15 protein-coding genes are annotated in these 19,856 nt (G+C 75.0%); 12 read left to right on the top strand and 3 right to left on the bottom strand.

Translation table 11 applies throughout. The features are described from left to right. Positions 1-171: 171 nt before the first annotated feature. Complete coding sequence (locus ACFP1K_RS15685; RefSeq protein ID WP_380753011.1) at positions 172-3,768, bottom strand: AAA family ATPase; 3,597 nt, start codon at positions 3,766-3,768, stop codon at positions 172-174. A 117-nt stretch (positions 3,769-3,885) separates the two neighbouring features. Here ACFP1K_RS15685 and ACFP1K_RS15680 point away from each other — a divergent pair, with 117 nt between their 5' ends. The 9 genes from ACFP1K_RS15680 (at position 3,886) to ACFP1K_RS15640 (ending at position 14,721) form a co-directional block, all read left to right on the top strand. After that, entirely contained in the window at positions 3,886-4,935 is a 1,050-nt protein-coding gene (locus ACFP1K_RS15680) for a GTPase family protein (protein WP_380753008.1), read from the top strand. Positions 4,936-4,988: 53 nt separating this feature from the next. Further along, positions 4,989-5,198 carry a hypothetical protein gene (locus ACFP1K_RS15675; RefSeq protein WP_380753005.1) on the top strand — a complete coding sequence of 70 codons (210 nt, stop codon included), beginning with the start codon at positions 4,989-4,991 and terminating at the stop codon, positions 5,196-5,198. Between the two features lie 168 nt (positions 5,199-5,366). Further along, positions 5,367-6,563 carry a hypothetical protein gene (locus ACFP1K_RS15670; protein WP_380753002.1) on the top strand — a complete coding sequence of 399 codons (1,197 nt, stop codon included), beginning with the start codon at positions 5,367-5,369 and terminating at the stop codon, positions 6,561-6,563. 55 nt (positions 6,564-6,618) lie between these two features. Continuing rightward, a complete protein-coding gene (locus ACFP1K_RS15665) occupies positions 6,619-9,300 on the top strand; it encodes a tetratricopeptide repeat protein (RefSeq protein ID WP_380752999.1) in 2,682 nt (893 codons plus the stop codon). Next, positions 9,297-10,298: a PP2C family protein-serine/threonine phosphatase gene (locus tag ACFP1K_RS15660; RefSeq protein WP_380752996.1), complete on the top strand. Its 1,002-nt coding sequence runs from the start codon at positions 9,297-9,299 to the stop codon at positions 10,296-10,298. Before ACFP1K_RS15665 ends, ACFP1K_RS15660 begins: the two co-directional genes overlap by 4 nt. Then, entirely contained in the window at positions 10,291-11,580 is a 1,290-nt protein-coding gene (locus ACFP1K_RS15655) for a VWA domain-containing protein (RefSeq protein WP_380752993.1), read from the top strand. The genes ACFP1K_RS15660 and ACFP1K_RS15655 overlap by 8 nt, the downstream gene beginning before the upstream one ends. Before the next feature lie 2 nt (positions 11,581-11,582). Then, entirely contained in the window at positions 11,583-12,368 is a 786-nt protein-coding gene (locus ACFP1K_RS15650) for an FHA domain-containing protein (RefSeq protein WP_380752990.1), read from the top strand. Positions 12,369-12,473: 105 nt separating this feature from the next. Then, positions 12,474-13,883, top strand: a complete 1,410-nt coding sequence (locus tag ACFP1K_RS15645; protein WP_380752987.1) for a hypothetical protein — start codon at positions 12,474-12,476, stop codon at positions 13,881-13,883. A gap of 13 nt (positions 13,884-13,896) precedes the next feature. Continuing rightward, on the top strand, positions 13,897-14,721 hold the full coding sequence (locus ACFP1K_RS15640; protein WP_380752984.1) for a glutamate ABC transporter substrate-binding protein: 825 nt from the start codon (positions 13,897-13,899) through the stop codon (positions 14,719-14,721). A gap of 71 nt (positions 14,722-14,792) precedes the next feature. Here the strand turns inward: ACFP1K_RS15640 and ACFP1K_RS15635 are convergent, their stop codons facing one another. After that, positions 14,793-15,224, bottom strand: a complete 432-nt coding sequence (locus ACFP1K_RS15635; protein WP_380753058.1) for an Lrp/AsnC family transcriptional regulator — start codon at positions 15,222-15,224, stop codon at positions 14,793-14,795. A 157-nt stretch (positions 15,225-15,381) separates the two neighbouring features. Continuing rightward, on the bottom strand, positions 15,382-16,029 hold the full coding sequence (locus tag ACFP1K_RS15630) for a cupin domain-containing protein (protein ID WP_380752981.1): 648 nt from the start codon (positions 16,027-16,029) through the stop codon (positions 15,382-15,384). 231 nt (positions 16,030-16,260) lie between these two features. Here ACFP1K_RS15630 and ACFP1K_RS15625 point away from each other — a divergent pair, with 231 nt between their 5' ends. Genes ACFP1K_RS15625 through ACFP1K_RS15615 form a run of 3 tightly spaced genes read left to right on the top strand, consistent with a single transcriptional unit; the run spans position 16,261 to position 19,855 of the window. Further along, positions 16,261-16,764 carry a (2Fe-2S)-binding protein gene (locus ACFP1K_RS15625; protein ID WP_380753055.1) on the top strand — a complete coding sequence of 168 codons (504 nt, stop codon included), beginning with the start codon at positions 16,261-16,263 and terminating at the stop codon, positions 16,762-16,764. Beyond that, entirely contained in the window at positions 16,761-17,768 is a 1,008-nt protein-coding gene (locus ACFP1K_RS15620) for an FAD binding domain-containing protein (RefSeq protein WP_380752978.1), read from the top strand. Before ACFP1K_RS15625 ends, ACFP1K_RS15620 begins: the two co-directional genes overlap by 4 nt. Next, positions 17,765-19,855: a xanthine dehydrogenase family protein molybdopterin-binding subunit gene (locus ACFP1K_RS15615; RefSeq protein WP_380752975.1), complete on the top strand. Its 2,091-nt coding sequence runs from the start codon at positions 17,765-17,767 to the stop codon at positions 19,853-19,855. The genes ACFP1K_RS15620 and ACFP1K_RS15615 overlap by 4 nt, the downstream gene beginning before the upstream one ends. The last annotated feature ends 1 nt before the right edge of the window (position 19,856 follow it).

Below are 19,856 nucleotides of genomic sequence, written 5' to 3'. Positions count from 1 at the left end.
CGACTCCTTGGATCAGTGACTGTGCGGCGGTGTGCTGTATGCCGGAGGGGGCGGGCTCTGGAGGAGGTTCGGCGGTCCAGATCATCGCGTCGGTGCTTCCGTGCCAGTCGGTGAGGACGTCGTCGATCGCGGCGAGGGTGTCGTCAGGGTTCACGGCGGTCACGGGTCCGGTCAGGTTCGGAGGAGGGAGCGGGCCTCGGCGGTCACGGTGGGCATGCCTAGGCGGTCGGCCAGGCGGAGGGAGCGGTGGAGGAGGCGGGTGGCTTCGCCGGTGGGGTCGGTGGGGTGGAGGTGGAGGAGGGCCTTGGCTCTGTCGAGCTGGATTCTGGCCATGTGGGGTGGGGCGGCGGAGACCATCTTGGTGGCCTCGGTGAAGTGGTGGAGGGCCTCGTCGGGGGCGCCGGCGGCCATCGCGAGGAGGCCGCGGAAGCGGGCCGTGGGGCCGAGCAGGACGGTGGGCCAGCCCGCCAGGACCAGTTCGTGGGGGTGGGCGGCGAGGCGGTCGCGGAGCAGGGGGATGTAGGCGTCGACGCCGCCGCCGGCGGCGCCGGGGACACCGGGGAGGGTGCCCTGGACGCCGGCGGACGCGATGGCGGCGCAGGAGGCGGCGAGGGCGGCGAGCGTGGGGACGGCCCAGCCGTGCGGGGGGAGGGCGGTCAGGTTCGACGTCTCGTGCATGATGGCGGCCAGGTGGTCGGCGGCCTCGTCGTGGCGGCCCGTCTCGCACAGGGCCAGCACGTGGGCGGCGCGCCAGATGGGGAAGTAGCCGTGCTGCTCGATCTGGCGCGCGAGGCCCAGCTCGAACAGCTCCTCCATGCGCCCGCGCTCGTACAGCAGCCAGAAGTACTGCCCCATCAGCGTCTGCTGGAGCGTCTCGGCGGGCATCGCCTGGTTGGCCGACAGCTCCTGCACCATGGGCAGGGACTCGCCGGTGATGCGCTCCTCGGCGCGGGCGAAGTCGCCGTTCCACAGGTCCATCAGCGTGTCCAGGGTGCTGCGCAGCCACGGCCCGAGGGACCGGGGGTCGCGGGTGACCAGGGAGCGGTGCCGTTCGACGGTGCCGAGGGCGTCGCCGAGACGGCCGAGACGGAGCTGGTCGACGGCCATCGCGACCAGGGCCTCGCCCTGGAAGTGCGCCGAGCCCGCGCGGATTCCCGCCTCGTGCAGGCGGGTGGCGATGCCGAGCAGCTCGGCGGGACCGGCGTGGTCGTACAGCGCCCAGCGGCACTCGGTGAGCACCTCGCAGCGCACCAGGTCGTCGCCGTCGGCGGGCAGCTCGCGCAGGGTGGCGCGGGCCAGCTCCACGGCGGCCTGCGCGCCCTCGCCGGGGACGACCGCCATGGTGCGCTTCTTGGCCAGGTGGGCCTTGAGCTGCAGCCGCAGCTCGGCGACCTCGTCGCCGGTGTCGCCGGCCAGCCGGTCCAGGCCGGTGCTGAGCAGGTGGACGAGCTGCTGGTCCACCTGCCCGGGGGCCGACCAGCGCCGGGCCAGGCGGATGGCGGCGGTCGCGGCGGGCCGCGGCAGGTCCGCCCCCGCCGTCTGGTAGGCCTCCAGGTAGCGCCGCCCGGCCTGCTCCATGTCGCCGCCGTCGCCGAGCGCGTCCCCGAGCGTGATGAGCAGCCCGACGCGGGTGGCGGGGTCGGCGCGCAGCCGCAGCCCCTCCTCGGCCCAGTCGACGGCGTCGCCGACGCCGAAGCCGCGCTGCTCGGCGCGGGCCGCGTCCAGGCAGGCGGCCGCCGTGCGCTCCTCGGGCAGGCCCGCCCCGGCGGCGCGGGCGTGCTGGGCGATCCGCACCGGCAGCGAGGGGTCCACCCACCCGGCGGCCGTCATGCGGCCGGTCAGCGCCTCGAACGCCCGCCGGTGCAGGTCCCTGGCCAGGGCGGGGTCGCGCTTGAGCTCGTCGAGCACGTCGTCGCGGGAGCGGTCGTGCGCGAAGCGCACCCGGTCGTGCCCCTTGACGGTGTTGCCGGACGCGGCGAGAGCCTGCCTGCGGTCGGCCTCCTCGGGCGTCAGGTCCAGCATCCGCGCCACCAGCGCCGGGTCCACGTCCCTCCCGACCGCGGTGATCGCCGCGGCGGCCAGCCACACGAACGCCGCGGCGGGCCCGCCGTCGGGACGCGTCGCGGGCGGCGGCCCGTCCTGCGGGCGGCGGGGGGCGGGGATGCGGTCGTCACGCTCGTCGTGGGTGCGGGACGGGGCGAGCCGCGCGGCCGCGCGGGACAGGGCGGCGGGCGGCACCTCGCCGGGCTCGGTGAGGCGGCACAGCTCCAGCGGCAGGCCGTCGGTGACGCGGACGGCTTCCTTGGACTCGCCGAGGGTGGGGGCGCGGCCCCACGCCTGGCCGAGCCACTCGGCCACCTCGTCGACGCCGAGGGGGTCGACGGACAGGGTGTCCATGACCTCGCTCCAGAAGGCGGAGTCCTGCCGGGTGGCGAGCAGGAACCCCACGGGGGCCGTCTCCAGGCCCTTGCGTACGTGCCGGAGCAGCTCCACGGCGTAGGAGCCGAGCAGGTGGGCGTTGTCCAGGGCCACGAGCAGGCCGTTGCCCGCGGCCCGGCGTAACAGGCTCACCAGCAGGAACGTCAGTTCGCGCGGGTCGCGCTCGTGGCCCGGCCTGCCGGGTGAGGCGATCACGCCCGCCGACATCAGCTTGCCCAGCGACTCGCGTTCCCGGGCGGTGATCGGTTCGGGCGGCGCGGCCAGGTCGCGGCGCAGGTGCCCCCACACCGCCCCGGCGAGCTCCCGCCAGGGCTGAAGGCCGTCCAGGTCCTGGCACATCACGTTCACCATCAGCACCCGCTCGCGGGCGGCCACCCGCTCGGCCTCGCGCAGCAGGCGGCTCTTGCCGACGCCGCCCTCGCCGGTCAGAGCCAGCGCGCCGGACCGGCCGCCGGCGAGCCGGCGCACCAGCGCGGTGAGCCTGCCGAGCTCCCGCTGCCGCCCCACCAGCAGCTCGGGGCCGTCCTGCTCCTGCCACCGGGCCGTGCCGAGCGGCGCGGTGGCGTCGAAGCCGTGCTCGTGCAGCGCCAGCAGGTCGATGGCGCGCCGCGCCGCGTCGTCGCCCGGGTAGCGCGAGTCGCGCTGCGCCGCGATCCGCCGGGCCGCCGCCCCGCCGTCCTCGCGCAGCCCGGTCAGGAACCGCAGCAGCCACAGCGCCGTGGTGTCGTCCTGTCCCTCGCCCACCGGGCCCTCGGCGACGAACGCCGCCTCCTCGTGCCGGCCGAGCCGCAGCGCGATCCTGGCCACCAGGCGCACCAGCTCGGCGCGCTGCTCCTCCAGCCTGGCGCGGTGGCTCTCGCACGCCCACGGCAGGCTCCACCCGGCCGACAGCGACGCGAACGGGGCGCCCCGCCACTCGCCCGCCGCCTCCCGCAGGGAGGTCAGCGCGCCTTCCAGCTCACCGGTGTCGTACAGCTCGCGCCCCTGCCGCAGCCGCGCCTCGAAGCGCGCCGTGTCCACCGTGGCGGCGAGGTAGCCCGGCACCCGCTCCACCAGCTCGTAGGCGTGCGACCACTTGGCCGGGGGGATGTCCAGCTCGCTGCCCGACAGCGCGGTGCGCAGGCGGGACAGCGGCGGCGCGACGTCGGGCACCGGCCAGTCGGGGCCCTGCCCGAGCGCGGCGGCCAGGGCGTTCTGCGGCACCGGATTGCGCGCCGAGACCAGCATGGCCAGGGCCTTGGCCGTCTGGGGGAGGAGCTTGCGCGGCGCTCCGTCCACCAGGATCGCGACGTCGCCGAGCAGTCGGATGTCGAACCGCGCCACTTTCACCGCCGGGAAGTGTGATGTCAGATTCTCGATCGACGGCCTTCCCCGCAAGGTCATCGCAAGGATCGGTGGCCACGATGGGACCGGTGGCAGAAAACAGCCGTAAACGTCATTAACGCTATGACGCGAGGTGAGCCCGTGGCAAGGATCGACCGAATTTCGGTTGATGCCCTCGACGACCGTCAGCTTGAAGAGGTACGCGAGAACGTGCGTCGTGAACGCGACGCGGAGGCGGGCAGGCCATTGACCGTGGCGGTGATGGGCTGCGCGGGGGTGGGTAAGTCGTCCCTGCTCAACGCCTTGTTCGGCACGCGGCTGGCGGTGGGTGACGTCAAGCCTGTACCGGAAAAGCCACAGGCGGTAACCGTGCCCGGTAATTCTGGCCATCAGCTTACCTTTTGGGATATGCCCGGAATAGGGGAATCGCCCGCCACCGATCCGGTGTACGCCGCGATGTACGTGGAAAAGCTGGCCGAGGCCGACGTCGTCATCTGGGCCGTGCACGCCGACAGCCGCTCGGCGGCCTACGACGCCGAGCGGCTGCGCGGGCTGCTCGCCGGGGTGGACGACGAGGCGCGGCGCCACGTGATGGGCAAGCTCACCGTCGTCCTCACCAAGGCCGACACCCTCACCCCGCCGCCCTGGATCTTCGACATGCGCGGCCGCGAGGGAACGTTCGTGCCGAGCGCCCAGCTGGCCGGCCGCCTGGAGGCCAAGGCCGCCTACTTCGAGCAGGCCCTGCTGGAACCCTGGGACGACCTGCTCACCGCCACCACCTACAACACCGGCGGCTTCACGCTGTCCGACGGCCGCATCGGCTTCGACGGGCACGCCGTCCGCTACCACGGTCACTTCTCCCAGCGGGTGTGCGACGCCTACTCGGCCGCGCACCCCGAGCACGCCGAGGTCTTCAACCGCCTGCGCGACAACCACCGCGTGCTGCCCTGCTCGTCCCTGTTCCGGTTCAACCTCGCGCCGCTGCTGGTCATCGTGGTCAACAAGCTGGGGCCGACCGCGATCTTCCGGTTCCAGCGCCTGCTGGACGACGTCGCCGCCCTCGGCGGCGTGCCCGTCGCGGCCATGCGGGGCTTCGGCAACTTCATGGTCTGGGACGGCGTGCGCGGCGTCACCGCTTTCGACCTCGGCCAGTACCCCCTCCACCCGCTCTGACGCGCCCCCGCCCCCCGCACGGACGGCCGCCCCGCACCAGCAAGGACCCGACCATGACCGACGACGACATCAGCCGCGTGGTGGATCGCCGGCGCCGCGAGGCCGCCGAGTACGCGATGCGCCTGGACTACGCGGTGCAGTACCGGGACGAGACCGCCATCGAGCACGTGATCAGGACCGCCGCGGGCCGCGTGCTGGGCGCCCCGGGCGGGGTCGGATTCGACCTGGTCAGGAGCATCTGGGCCTGGCTGGTCGTGCACTGAGCCCCCGGACCGGCCCTCCGGCGCGGCCTCCGTGACGCGCACGTGACCGGTATGTGATCGAATACCCGCCTCTCCGGCACGATTGTCCCGCACGCGCGTCCGGGAATTGTGGAAAGAATGGGTATGGAGAACGTTTGGTCCGTGCCAGGTCGGGGGTGACGGGTAGCGGTGGACACGCGCGGGGCCGCCGGGCCGCCCATGAGCCTGGAGGGGATCGACCACGCGCTGCGTCGCCGCACCGAGGAGCGCGACCGGGTGGGGGGCGACCTGCTCGACCTGGACGCCCACTCCACCCACCGGCTGCTGACCGGCATGACCCCCACCGGCGAGACCGGGCGGCGGTGGGACGCGGCGCGCGCCGCGTCGGTCACCCTGTGGTGGCTGTTCGACGCCTACCGCCGCGTGCTCGACCAGGCGTTCGAGCTGCGCGCCGCGGGGAAGCCCGACCTCGGCGCGCTGACCGCCCTGCTCACCGGCCCCTCGGTGGACCTCAAGCCCGGCGACGTGCCGGTGGAGAAGCGGTCGCTGCTGCGCGCCGCCGGGGAGTGGGTCACCCTGGACGCGGCGCTGGCCCGCATGGACCGCGCGTACCGCGAGGTCGCCGAGACCGTCGCCGCCGTCGACGAGGCGTGGGGCGCGCTGCTGCCCGTGCTGGACGCCGCCGACGCCGGGCGCCGCGCCGCGCTGGACCTGGCGTCGGGTCTCGGCGCCCCCGACCCCGACCTGGACCGGCTCGGCACCACCCTGGACCGGCTGCGGGCCGCCGTCTCCGCCGACCCGCTCGGCGCGGTCTCGCGGCGCCCCGAGATGGACGCGGCCGCCGCCGCCGTGGCCTCGCGCCGCGCCGCCCTGGAGCGGGCCGCCGGGATCCGCGAGGAGTACGACGGCCGGGCCCGCAGGCTGGGCGAGCGCATCGACGAGGTCGCCGCGGCCGAGCGGGAGGCGCGGCGGGTGCGCGACACCGTGGTGGTCAAGATCGCCGCACCGGCGCTGCCCGCGCTGCCCGACCAGGCCGCCGCCCTGCGCGACCGGCTCGCCGCGCTCGCCGCCGTGCGGGGCCGCTGGCTGGAGCTGGCCGAGCGTCTGGCCGACCTGGAACGCGGCGTCGAGGACGCGCTCACCAGGACAGGCGTGATCACCGAGTCCATCGCGGGCCTCATCGGCCGCCGCGACGAGCTGCGCGGCAGGCTGACCGCCTACCAGGCCAAGGCCGCCCGCCTCGGCCGCGCCGAGGACCTGGCCCTGGCCGGCCTCTACGGCAAGGCGCGCGACCTGCTGTGGACGGCCCCCTGCGACCTGCGCCGCGCCACCGTCGCCGTCGCCGAGTACCAACGCGCCATCAAGCGGATCGGAGCGGCCGGATGACGGAGCACGTCAGGCCCGGCCGTGCCGGGGCCGTCGACCGGAGGGGAGCGGCCGTATGACCAAGTGTGAACAGCCCGGCTGCGCGGGGACCGTGATGGACGGCTACTGCGACACCTGCGGCATGGCGCCCGTGCCCGCGTCGTCCGGCAGGCACGCCGCGCCGCCGGCGGGCCAGCCGGGCGCGCCGGGATCGGGGCCGTACGGCCCGCCCGGCCAGCCGGGTCCCGGGCAGTACGGCGCGCCGCCGATCGGCCCGCCCGGCGCCGCGCACCCCGGCCAGCCCACCGTGCCTCCCGGCGCTTCGTGGCCCGGCGGCTCCCAGATGGGGGCCTCGGGACGGCCCGGTACCGCGTGGCCGTCCGCCGGCCCCGTTCCGGCGGGGCCGCAGGGGCAGCCGCCCGCCGGGCCGCAACACGGCCGTCCCGGCACCGCCTGGCCCTCCGGCCAGCCACCGGTGCCCGGCATGCCGGGGAACGGCCCCGGGGCGCCGGGGAACGTCCAGGGCATGCCGGGAAGCGGTCCCGGCGTGCCGGGGAACGGCGGACCCGGCCGGGCCGGGCACGCCCCCTCGGGACCGGCGGGGCCGGCGCCGAGCGGGCCGTCCGGAGCGGCGCCGCCGATGACGAGACCGTCGATCGGGGTGCCGGGGACCTCGGTGACCGGCGCGACGGGGACGCCCAGTCAGCTCAGCGGGTCCCGGCGGACCAGCTCGCGGTCCCGGCGCGGCATGCTGGGCATGGGGCTGGTCGAGGTGCCGCCGGTGCCCTACCGGGACCCCTCCGCGGTGGTGATGCAGGATCCCGTGGTCCCAGAGGACCGGCGGTTCTGCGGCAACCCCGACTGCGGCAAACCCGTCGGGCGGCGCAGGGAAGGGCGCCCCGGGCGCCCCGAGGGGTACTGCCCGCACTGCGGCCAGCGGTTCTCGTTCACCCCCAAGCTCGTGGCGGGCGACCTGGTGGCCCACCAGTACGAGGTCAAGGGCTGCCTGGCCCACGGCGGCCTCGGCTGGATCTACCTGGCCGCCGACCGCAACCTCGACGGCCGCTGGGTGGTCATGAAGGGCCTGCTGGACACCGGCGACCTCGAGGCCATGGCCGCGGCCGAGGCCGAGCGCCGGTTCCTCACGGCGATGGACCACCCCAACATCGTCAAGATCTTCAACTTCGTCAGCCACCCCGACCCCGGCACGGGCTCGCTGGTCGGCTACATCGTCATGGAGTACGTCGGCGGCCAGTCCCTGCAGGACCTGCTGCGCCGCCGCCTGCGGGAGAGCGACAACAGCCAGGCGCTCCCGCTGTCCCAGGTCATCGCCTACGGCCTGGAGATCCTGCGCGCCTTCGGCTACCTGCACGACCGCGGCATGCTGTACTGCGACCTCAAGCCGGCCAACGTCATCCAGGTCGAGGAGCAGCTCAAGCTCATCGACCTCGGCGCGGTCCGCCGCACCGACGACGCCGACAGCGCCATCTACGGCACCATCGGCTACCAGGCCCCCGAGATCGCCACCCAGGGCCCCTCCGTCGCCTCGGACCTGTACACCGTGGGCCGCACCCTCGCCGTGCTCGCCATGCCGTTCAGCCCGGTGAGCGGCGGGGCCGCCGCCCCGCTGCCGGACTTCGGCCCGCACTACGAGTCGTTCCAGCGCCTGCTGCAGCGCGCCACCGACCCCGACCCCGGGCGGCGCTTCCTCAGTGCCGCCGAGATGGGCGACCAGCTCGTCGGCGTGCTCAGGGAGACCAGGGCGGCCGAGGACGGCGTCCCGCACCCCGCGCAGTCGGGGGTGTTCGGCCCCGAGCGCGCGGCCGTGGGCACCGAGCTGGCCCCCGCCACCACCAAGACGGTGTTCGGGCCGCTCGAACGCCTGGACGCCGCCGCCGCGCTCCCGGTGCCGCTGGTCGACCCGCTGGACCCCGGCGCCGGCCTGCTGGCCGGTCTCACGTCCGGCAACCCCGACGAGCTGATCGCGGTGCTGGAGTCCGCGCCGCCCACCCCGGAGACCACGCTGGCCCGCATCCGGGTGCTCAGCGAGCTCGGCCGTCCCGTCTCCGAGGACCTGTACGCGAGCGCGGGCAAGGAACTGCCGGGCGACTGGCGGCTGTGGTGGTACCGCGGCGTCGCCGAGCTGGCCTCCGGCGACCCGGGCACGGCCGTGCGGTTCTTCGACGGCATCTACGCCTGGTTCCCCGGCGAGTCCGCGGCCCGGCTGGCGCTGGCGTTCGCGCTGGAGGCCGCGGGGGCGGGCGCCGAGGCGGCCCGCCACTTCGCGGCCATCTGGCAGACCGACCGCTCCTACGTCAGCGCGTGCTTCGGCCTGGCGAGGATCCACCTGGCGGCGGGGGACCGGGCGCGCGCCGCCGCGGCCCTGGAGGAGGTGCCGCCGACCTCCATCCACCGCACCTCCGCGCAGGTCGCCATCGTGGCGGTCACCGTGCGGGGCCAGGCCCCCGCCGAGCCGGAGCTGGTCGCGGCGGGCGAGCGGCTGCGCTCGCTCAAGCTCGACTCCCGCGACCGCGACGGCCTCGCCTCCGAGGTGCTGGAGAGCGCACTGGCCAGGTTCGTCACCGGCCAGACCGCCTCGGGCACCGGCACGCTGCTCGGCACCCCGCTCAGCGAGCGCGGCGTGCGCACCGAGCTGGAACGGGTGTACCGGGCGCTGGCCCGCGCGGCCGGGTCCACCGGCGACCGGCACGCCCTGATCGGCCGCGCCAACGCGGTGCGGCCGAGGACGCTCTGGTGACCGCGACCTGCCCGGTCTGCGGCACCCTCGTACTGACGGGCGAGGCCTTCTGCGAGCAGTGCGGCCACGACCTCACCGCGTCCGGCGAGGGCCTGGCCGCCGGGTTCGGCGCGGGGCCGGTGCCCGGCGCCGGGCCGGTCGTGCCCGGCACCGGGGCCGCCGCGGTGCGCGGCACCGGGCCGTGCACCGCCTGCGGCTCGGCCGCCGTCGGCCCGGACGGCTACTGCGAGAACTGCGGCATGCTCCAGCCGAGCGGCCGCGACCACGTCGAGGTCGAGGTGGAGACCTCGGCCGGGGTGAGCGACCGCGGCCTGCGGCACAGCAAGAACGAGGACGCCATGGCGCTGCTCGCCGCCGGGGAGGGCACGGTGGTCGGCGTCGTCTGCGACGGCGTGTCCACCTCCTCGCGCCCGGAGGAGGCGTCCCAGGCCGCCGCCGACGCGGCCGCGCTGACCCTCGCCAAGCGGCTCGCCGAGGGCGACGACGCCGAGACCGCCACCCGCGAGGCCGTCGCGATGGCCGCCCGCGCCGTCGCCGCCGCGGCCCGTCCCGGCGAGGACGCCCCCGCCTGCACCTACGTGTCGGGGGTGGTCGCGGGCCGGCAGGTGACCGTCGGCTGGGTGGGCGACAGCCGGGCGTACTGGCTGGGCGGCCAGTCGGCGCTGCTGACCGTCGACGACGCCGCCCCGGGCACCCACATGCTGACCGCGTGGCTCGGCGCCGACGCGGGCGAGGTCGTGCCGCACGTGCGCACCTTCACCACCGACGGCCCCGGCCTGGTGCTGCTGTGCAGCGACGGCCTGTGGAACTACTACCCCGAGCCGGAGGCGCTGTCCGCCGCGGCCACGGACGACACACTCCTCGCCGCGGCCCGCCGGCTGGTCCGGATGGCGAACGAGGCGGGGGGACACGACAACATCACCGTCGTGCTCATCCCTTTCGGACAGGGGGACAGGGGCGAGGCCACGGTGGTATTCCCGAAGGAGAGAAGTGACTGACTTCACCATTCGCGTGGACCAGAACAAGTACCTGCCCGCGGGGAGCCAGGAGGTCCACGGCATCGTCACGGCCGAGGCGAGCGGCCCGGTGGGCCCCTCGATCGCGGCCGACGCCGCCGAGGTGATCATCATCGACACCTCGGGCTCCATGTCGTACGGCAAGATCAACGACGCGCGCAAGGCCGCGCAGGCCGCCATCGACACGCTGCGCGACGGGGTGCACTTCGCGGTCATCGCGGGCAATCACCAGGCCGAGGTCATCTACCCGGGCACCGGCGGCCTGGCCCCGGCGACCCCGCAGACCAGGTACGAGTCCAAGGAGGCCGTGGCCCGGCTGCGCGCCGACGGCGGCACCGCGATGGGCCGGTGGCTGCGCCGGGCCGCCGACCTGTTCAGCGCCCACCAGATGTCCCACCCGGACGTCATCAAGCACGCCATCCTGCTGACCGACGGCAAGAACGAGCACGAGTCCGCGCCGGAGTTCGACGCCAACCTCACCTACAGCTCGGGCAAGTTCGTCTGCGACTGCCGCGGCGTCGGCACCGACTGGGTGGTCGCCGAGGTCCGCAGGATCGGCTCCACCCTGCTCGGCAGCGTGATGGACGTGCGCCGCCCCGAGGAGCTCGCCGCCGACTTCCGCGCCATGACCGAGGCCGCGATGGGCAAGACCGTGGCCGACGTCGCGCTGCGGGTGTGGATCCCGCGGTCCGCCTCGCTGAACTTCGTCAAGCAGGTGTCCCCGGCGCTGGAGGACCTCACCGGCCGCCGCACCGACGTGGACGCGCTGACCGGCGACTACCCGACCGGCGCCTGGGGCGGCGAGTCGCGCGAGTACCACATCAGCGTGCGGGTGCCCCCGGGGCACGTCGGCCAGGAGATGCGCGCCGGGCTGGTCAAGCTCGTCATCCCGCAGACCGGCCAGGTGCTGGCCAGCGGCAACATCCTCGCCCTGTGGAGCGACGACCCCGCGCTGTCCACCCGGATCAACCCCAGGGTCGCCCACTACACCGGCCAGCAGGAGCTCGCCTCGCTCATCCAGGAAGGGCTCCAGGCCCGCAACGACGGAGACCTGGAGACCGCGACGGCGCGGCTCGGCAAGGCGCGCGGCATCGCCGAGAGCGCCGGGAACGACGAGACGGCCCGGCTGCTGGACAAGGTGGTCGACGTCGACCCCGAGACGGGAACCGCCCGGCTCAAGCGGGTCGTTGACAAGGCGGACGAGATCGCGCTCGACACGCGCTCGGTCCGCACCGTCCGAATGCGCAAGGACCCGGAGAGCTGACCATGGCCACCTGTCCAGCGGGCCACGACTCCTCGGACGAGGAGTACTGCGACACCTGTGGCATCCAGATGACGGGGACCGCCGCGCCGCCGGCGCCGGCCATCCCCGCGCAGGGCGGCGGCGAGCAGGCCGGCGGGTGCCCCGACTGCGGGGCCCCGCGCGGCGGCCGTTTCTGTGAGAGCTGCGGCTACGACTTCGTGCTCGGCGGGCCCGGGGCCTCCTCCCGCAGCACCCGGCCGCCGGCCGCGACGCCCTCGGGGCCGGTGAGCGGGGCCTCGCAGGGGACGGGCTCCCCCTCCTGGCAGCCCGCGCAGGTCGTCAGGCCGGGGTCCGCCCAGGTCCCCGCCTCGCGTCCCGCGCCGCCGCCCCCGCCTCCACCGCCGGCGGCGGGCGGCTGGGTGGTGGTGATCGGGGCCGACCGCGGCCACTACGACGCCATGATCTCCCAGGGCGGTCCCGACGCCGCGATGGTGGCGTTCCCGCCGTACTGCCCCGAGCGCCGGGTGGCCCTGTCGGGGCCCGAGATGCGCGTCGGGCGCCGCAGCAGGACGCGCTCCCTGCTGCCGGAGATCGACCTGTCCGGCCCGCCCGAGGACCCCGGCGTCTCCCACCTGCACGCGGTGTTCCTCGCCCAGCCCGACGGCACCTGGCAACTCGTCGACCCGGGCTCGGCCAACGGCACCCTGCTGAACGGCAAGGCGGTCGAGGTCAACCACCCTCTCCCGCTGTCCGACGGCGACCGGGTGCACGTCGGCGCCTGGACCGTCATCACCGTGCGGAGGGCCTGAGATGACCCCGCCCGGCCCGCGTCACGCGGCCGCCACCCCCCACCGGACGCCCCACGCCGGTCGTCACCGCGCGGAGACGACCCGCGCTCCCGAGGAGGGACGCGGATGACCCTCGTCGACCCCGCCACCGTCGGCGCGCCGCCCCCGGTCCGCCGGACGCGGACCCGCACCGTCCCCGGGCGCATCCGCCTCATGTCCGGGCTCGGCGTGGCCGCGGTCGTGCTGCTGTTCGGCGCGACGGCCATCGCCATCGGTCACGCCAGGGACGGCCTGAACGTCATCGGCCACACCGCGGGCCCCCAGGTGGTCGCCACCGCCGACCTGTACTTCGCGCTGAGCGACATGGACGGCCAGGTCGCCACCATCCTGCTCACCGGGAACGAGGCGAGCCTCGGCCCGGGCCGCCAGGCCATGCTCGACCGCTACGAGGAACGCAGGTCGCAGGCCGACCGCGCGGTGCTCCAGGCCGCCGACCTGGCCGGGGACGACCCCACCGAGCAGGCCACGGTGCGCGCCGTGCTGGACGGCCTCGGCCGCTACGAGCGGCTCGCCGCCCGCGCCCTGCTGCTGGACGAGCAGTCCGGCCACCCCGCCGGGCCGCCCTCGCAGGCCGTGCTGGACATCTACCGTCAGGCCACCGACCTGATGCGGCTGGACCTGCTGCCCAAGGCGTACAACCTGACCCTGGACAGCGCCACCATCGTCCGGCACGCCTACCTCGGCGAGCTGTCGGCCGTCACCACCGGCCGCATCGCCGTGGCGGCCACCGGGCTGCTGGCCCTGGTCCTGCTGATCGTGCTGCAGGTCTACCTGAGCCGGGGCTTCCGGCGCACGATCAACGTGCCGCTGCTGGCGGCGACCCTCGTGGCCGGCGGGCTCACCGTGGCGGGCGTGGTCGTGCTGCAGCGGGAGGCGGACGCGCTCACCCAGGCCAAGGACGGCGGCTTCAACTCCGTGCTCGCCCTGTCGCGGGCCCGCGCCATCGGCAACACCCTGCACGGCGACCAGAGCAGGTACCTCCTGGACCCCGAGCGCGCCGACACCTACGAGCAGGTGTACCTCGACAAGTCTCAGTCGGTGCTCTACGTTCCCGCGGGCAACCTGGACAAATACCACACCGCGGTGGGCGACCTGAAGGCGGCGGGCGCGCAGGACGGGCTCGGGTTCCTCGACGTCGAGGCCGCGGGCGGGCTCGGCATGCCGGGGCAGCGGGCCGCGTTCGACGACCTGCTGAGCCGCTACAAGGACTTCCAGCGGGCCGACGGGGACATGCGGCGCGCGGCCACCGGCGGCTCGCGGCGCGAGGCGGTGCGCCAGGCCATGGGGCCCACGTTCGCCGCCTACGACCAGGCCCTGGTCGGGCTCACCACCCTGCACCGCCTGGAGTTCGAGCGAGCGGTCCGCGCCGGGGACGGCACGCTCGCCGGGTGGGACCTGGTGCCCCCCGCGGCGGCGCTCGCCGCCGCCCTGCTGCTCCTGATCGGTGTCCGGCCCCGGCTCGCCGAGTACCGCTGAAGGGAATCCCGAGATGCTGACGTTTCCCCGGCCGCGCCGCCGCCTCCTCCGCCTGGCGGCGGGCGCGTCGGCGGTCCTGGCCGTGCTCACCGGGCTCGGCGGCTGCGCCGCCGGCGGCTCGCTGCTGGACAAGCCGTCGCTGGTCATCGGGGTCAAGCCCGACCAGCCGGGCCTCGGGATGAAGGCGGACGGGAAGTACACCGGCTTCGACGTCGACGTCGCCACCTACGTGGCGGCCAAGCTCGGCAAGCCGGTGCGCTTCGTGGACGCCCCCTCGGCCCGCCGCGAGACCATGCTCACCCAGGGCCAGGCCGACCTGATCTTCGCGACCTACTCCATCACCCCCCAGCGCAAGACCAAGGTGTCGTTCGCCGGGCCGTACTACGTCGCCCACCAGGACACCCTGGTGCGGTCGGGGGAGAGCGGCGTGGACAACGTGCGGGACCTGCGCGGGCGCAAGCTGTGCGAGGTGACCGGCTCCAACTCCTGGCGCCGGGTGAAGGAGGAGCGGAAGATCCCCGTGGAGCTGGTGCGCTCCAAGTCGTACAAGACCTGCGTGGACGACCTGCTGGCCGGGCGGCTTGACGCGGTGTCCACCGACGACCTGATCCTCGCGGGCTTCTCCACCGGCCAGACCAAGATCGTCAACGCGCCGTTCAGCGACGAGCGGTACGGCGTCGGCATCCGCAACGGCGACCCGGACGGCTGCGAGGCGGTCAACAAGGCGCTCACCGAGATGTACCAGGACGGCACCGCCCGCAAGCTGCTGCAGAGGTGGTTCGCCAAGTCGGGCCTCGCGCTGAACTACACCGTGCCTCAGTTCGAGGGCTGCGGCTGAGCCCCCGGGGCGGCGCGTCCGCCCCGGCCGGTCCGGGCCGGTGGAGCGCCGTCACCGCCGCGGGCGCGCGGTCACCCCTCCGGCGGGGTGAGGGCGCGCCAGGGGAGCGGGCTGGACAACATCATCATGCTGGAGGGCTGGCCGTAGGGGGCCAGCCGGTCGATCAGCTCCTCGAACGCGCCCATCGAGGTGGTGGCGACGCGCAGCAGGCAGCAGGTGTCGCCGGTGACCCGGTGCACCTCGACGATCTCCGGCCACGCCAGCGCCCTGTCGTCGCGCAGCACGCAGCGCACGCCGTAGCAGGACATGCGGACCAGCGCGCTGACCTTGCGCCCGGCGGCGGCGAGGTCGACCCGGGCGTGGTACCCGGCGATCACGCCGGTCTCCTCCAGGCGCCGCACCCGCTCGGCCACCGCGGGCGCCGACAGGTGGACCCGGCGGGACAGCTCGTTGTAGGACAGCCGCGCGTCCGCCTGCAGCTCGGTCAGCAACGCCCAGTCCATCGTGTCCACGGCCACGCTCCGTCCGTAACCCGGAAGCCGCCCCCGGCCTCGCGTTCCACCGGTGAATCGGCGGAACCGCCTTCAGGTCATTTCACCGGAATTCTATGCGAGTGAACATGGCCGTGAACTTGGTGCTGCGGGGAGGCGGCCGGGGTGATCAGAACAGGCGCGGTGTCACCACCGAGACGACCGTGGTGACCCGGTCGGTGTCGTTGTACATGCTGTGCGGCACGGTGGAGCGCAGGTGGACGCTGTCCCCGGCGAGCAACCGGTGCTCCACGCCGTCCACCTCGTACAACAGCTCGCCCTCCAGCACGTAGGCGAACTCCTCGCCGGCGTGGCCGTAGGCGTCCTCGCGGCGCCCCCCGGGCGCGATGCGCACCAGCAGCGGTTCGAGCAGCAGGTTCGGCCCGCGCGTGGACAGCATGCGGTAGGTCTGCTGGCCCGAGACGTACTCGGTGGACGGCGTCTGCGCCCGGGTCAGCGTGAAGTGGGACGGCAGCCGGGCCACCGTCGCCCCCGTGTCCCCACCGCCGTCCTCGTGCTCGGGCTCGAAGAAGTCGGCCACGCCGCGGTCCAGCGCCGCCGCCACGCCGCCGAGCGCGGTCAGCCCGATGGAGGAGATCCCCCGCTCCACCTGGGACAGGAAGCCGATCGACAGACCGGAACGGGTGGACAGGCCCCGCAGGGTCAGGCCGCGTTCCTTGCGGAACCGGCGCATCCGGGCGCCCACCGCGTCCTGGCGCTCCCGCTCGCCGGCCTCGTCCTCGCGGCGCGGGTGGTCCCGTCGCTCCGATGTGCCCACCGGGAAGCCTCCTGTCGGTCGAAGCGGCGCGGCCGCGCGGTCCCGCTCCGGCCAGACATATTTCACAACAGCCCGGCTCGGCGTGCCAACCGGGCGTCATCGGGCGCCCGGCGCGCGAATCGGTGAACGGGCTTGTGAAATTCATGGGGTAGCGCAGACCGGCTCGCGGGTAGGGGAGCGCGGGTGAACGGCGAACCGAACACGACCCGAGACGACGCCGCCCTGGCCCCGATCACCGTGGAACTACGGCTGTCGATCAACGACGGCACCTACCCGGTCACCGTCGACACGCGCGAGACGCTGCTGGACACGCTGCGTGAGCGCCTCGACCTGACCGGCACCAAGAAGGGCTGCGACCACGGCCAGTGCGGCGCCTGCACCGTGCTCGCCGACGGGCGCCGCGTCAAGTCCTGCCTCACCCTGACCGTCACCGTGGACGACCGCGCCATCACGACCGTCGAGGGGCTGGCGCGGGACGGCGTGCCGCATCCGCTGCAGCGGGCGTTCATCGAGCACGACGCCTTCCAGTGCGGCTACTGCACCTCCGGCCAGCTGTGCTCGGCGATCGGCATGCTGGCCGAGGCCGCCGACGGCTGGCCGAGCGCGGTGACCGAGGACCTCACCGCGGCCCCCGGGCTGGACGACGCCGAGATCCGCGAGCGCATGAGCGGCAACCTCTGCCGGTGCGGCGCCTATCCCGGCATCGTCGCCGCGATCCGCCAGGTGGCGCCGTGAGGCCGTTCACCTACCAGCGGGCCGACAGCGCCGCGGCGGCGGTGGCCGCGGCCGGGGGGCGGCCGGGCGCCGTGTACCTCGGCGGGGGCACCAACCTCGTGGACCTGATGCGCCTCGGCGTCGCCACCCCGGACGCGCTCGTCGACGTGTCACGCCTCGCCGCGGACGTCGTCGAGGAGACCCCGGCCGGGGGGCTGCTGATCGGCGGGGCCGTGCGCAACGGCGACCTGGCGGCCCACCCCCTGGTGCGACGGCGCTACCCGGTGCTCGCCGAGGCCCTGCTGTCCGGCGCCTCCGGGCAGATCCGCAACATGGCCACCGTGGCGGGCAACCTGCTGCAACGCACCCGCTGCTCCTACTTCCAGGACGTGACCAAGCCCTGCAACAAGCGGGAGCCCGGCACCGGCTGCCCCGCCCGCGCCGGCGACCACCGCAACCTGGCGATCCTCGGCCACTCCGAGGAATGCGTCGCCACCCACCCCTCCGACCTGGCGGTGGCGCTCACCGCCCTCGGCGCGACCGTGCGCGTCGAGGGACCCGGCGGCCCGCGCGAGGTGCCGATGCCCGGCCTGCACCGCCTCCCCGGCCACGACCCCGCCCACGACACCCGGCTCGCCCCCGGCGAGCTGATCACCGCCGTGGAGCTGCCGGCGCTGCCGATGGCCGCCAGGTCGCGCTACCGCAAGGTCAGGGACCGGGCGTCGTTCTCGTTCGCCGTGCTGTCGGTGGCCGCCGCGCTGGACGTCGCCGACGGGACCGTGCGCGACTGCCGTGTCGCTCTCGGCGCCGTCGCCCACGCGCCCTGGCGGGCCTGGGAGGCCGAGCGGGCCCTGCGCGGCGCCCCGGCCACCGAGGAGACGTTCGCCCGCGCCGCCCGTGCCGAGCTCGACCAGGCCGTCCCGCTGCCGCGCAACGCCTACAAGATCCCCCTGGCCCGGAACCTGCTGGTCCAGGTGCTCATGGGCCTGGCGGAAGGTCCCGCCCGGCCGGCGGAGGCGCGATGACCGTCACCACGCCCCGCAGCCTCGGCGCGCCCGTCGAGCGGGTCGACGGGCTCGCCAAGGTCACCGGCGAGGCGCGGTACGCCTACGAGAACGGCCCGGCGTCCCCCGTGTACGCGGTGCCGGTCCAGGCCACCGTGGCGCGCGGGGAGGTCACCCGGGTCGACGTGGACTCGGTGCTCACCTCGCCCGGGGTGATCGCCGCGATGTGGTGCGCCAACGCGCCGAGGCTCGCCGCCGGGGAGGGCGCCGACGCGGCCGTGCTGCAGTCCCGGCGGGTCGCCTACCGGGGCCAGTACGTCGCGGCCGTGATCGCCGCGACGTACGAGCAGGCGCGCGAGGCGGCCAGGACGCTGCACGTGGAGTACAGCGCCGAGCCGCACGACGTCGAGCTGCGCGCCGACCACCCCGGCCTGTACAGGCCCTCCCACGTCAACCCCGCGCTGCCCGCCGACACCCTGCGGGGCGACCCGGAGGCGGCGCTCGCCGCGGCCCCCGTCGTGGTCGACGAGACCTACCGCACGCCCGCCGAGCACCACAACCCCATGGAGCCGCACGCCACCGTCGCGGTGTGGGAGGGCGACGGGCTGACCGTCTACGACTCCACCCAGGGCCCCGCCGCGTCCCGCGACCGGCTCGCCGCGCTGTTCGGCATGCCGCCCGCCCAGGTGCGCGTCGTCTCGCCGTACGTCGGCGGCGGCTTCGGCTCCAAGCTGGCCCTCCACCCGCACGTGGTGCTGGCCGTGCTGGCGGCCAAACAGGTGGGCCGCCCCGTCAAGGTCGCCGTCACCCGGCACGAGATGTTCTCCGTCACCGGCTACCGCACCCCCACCATCCAGCGGGTGCGGCTCGGCGCGGAACGCGACGGGCGGCTGATCGCGATCACCCACGACGTGTACGAGCAGACCTCCACCGTCGGCGAGTTCGCCGAGCAGGCCGCCGCCGCGACGCGGATCATGTACGCCGCGCCCCACCGGAGCACCACGCACCGGCTGGTGCGTCTGGACGTGCCGACCCCCACGTGGATGCGCGCCCCGGGCGAGGCGCCCGGCATGTTCGCGCTGGAGTCGGCCATGGACGAGCTGGCCGTCGCCTGCGGCGTCGACCCCGTCGAGCTGCGCGTGCGCAACGAGCCCGCCGCCGACCCCGAGAGCGGGCTGCCGTTCAGCTCGCGCAACCTGGTGGCCTGCCTGCGGGAGGGCGCCCGCCGGTTCGGCTGGGCCGGGCGCGACCCGAAGCCCGGCGTCCGGCGCGCCGGGCGGTTCCTGGTCGGCACCGGCGTGGCCGCCTCCACCTATCCCGTCCTGCGCAGGCCCTCGCGGGCCACCGCGCGGGCCGAGCCGGGGGGCGGGTTCACCGTGCGGATCGCCGCCGCCGAGATCGGCACCGGCGCCAGGACCGTGCTCACCCAGATCGCCGCCGACACGCTCGGCGTGCCGCTGGACGCCGTCCGGGTGGTGGTCGGCGACAGCGCCCTGCCCGCCGGGGCGATCGCGGGCGGCTCCATGGGCACCGCCTCGTGGGGCACCGCCGTGGTGCGCGCCTGCGAGGCGATGAACCGCGAGCTGACCTCGTGGGGCGGCACGGTGCCCCCGCTGGGGCTGGAGGCGAGCGCCGACACCGCCGAGGAGGTCAAGACCCAGGAGGAGTACTCACGCCACGCCTTCGGCGCGCAGTTCGCCGAGGTCGGGGTGGACGCCGCCACCGGGGAGACCCGGGTGCTGCGGATGCTCGGCGTGTTCGCCGCGGGGCGGATCCTCAACCCGCGGACGGCGCGATCGCAGTTCGTCGGCGGCATGACGATGGGCCTTTCGATGGCCCTGCTGGAGGAGAGCGTGCTCGACACCGAGTTCGGCGACTACCTCAACAACGACCTCGCCCAGTACCACATCGCGGCCTGCGCCGACGTGCGGGACATCGAGGCGGTCTGGGTGGAGGAGGAGGACCCGCACCTCAACCCGATGGGCAGCAAGGGCATCGGCGAGATCGGCATCGTCGGCGCCTCCGCGGCGATCGCCAACGCCGTCCACCACGCGACCGGCGTCCGGGTGCGCGACCTGCCGATCCGCCTGGACAAGCTGATCGGCTGAC

The sequence above is a fragment of the Sphaerisporangium aureirubrum genome (assembly GCF_042658925.1).
Classification (GTDB): domain Bacteria; phylum Actinomycetota; class Actinomycetes; order Streptosporangiales; family Streptosporangiaceae; genus Sphaerisporangium; species Sphaerisporangium aureirubrum.
The sequence above is the reverse complement of the archived record's forward strand: the minus strand, read 5'-3'. Positions and strand labels throughout refer to the sequence as shown.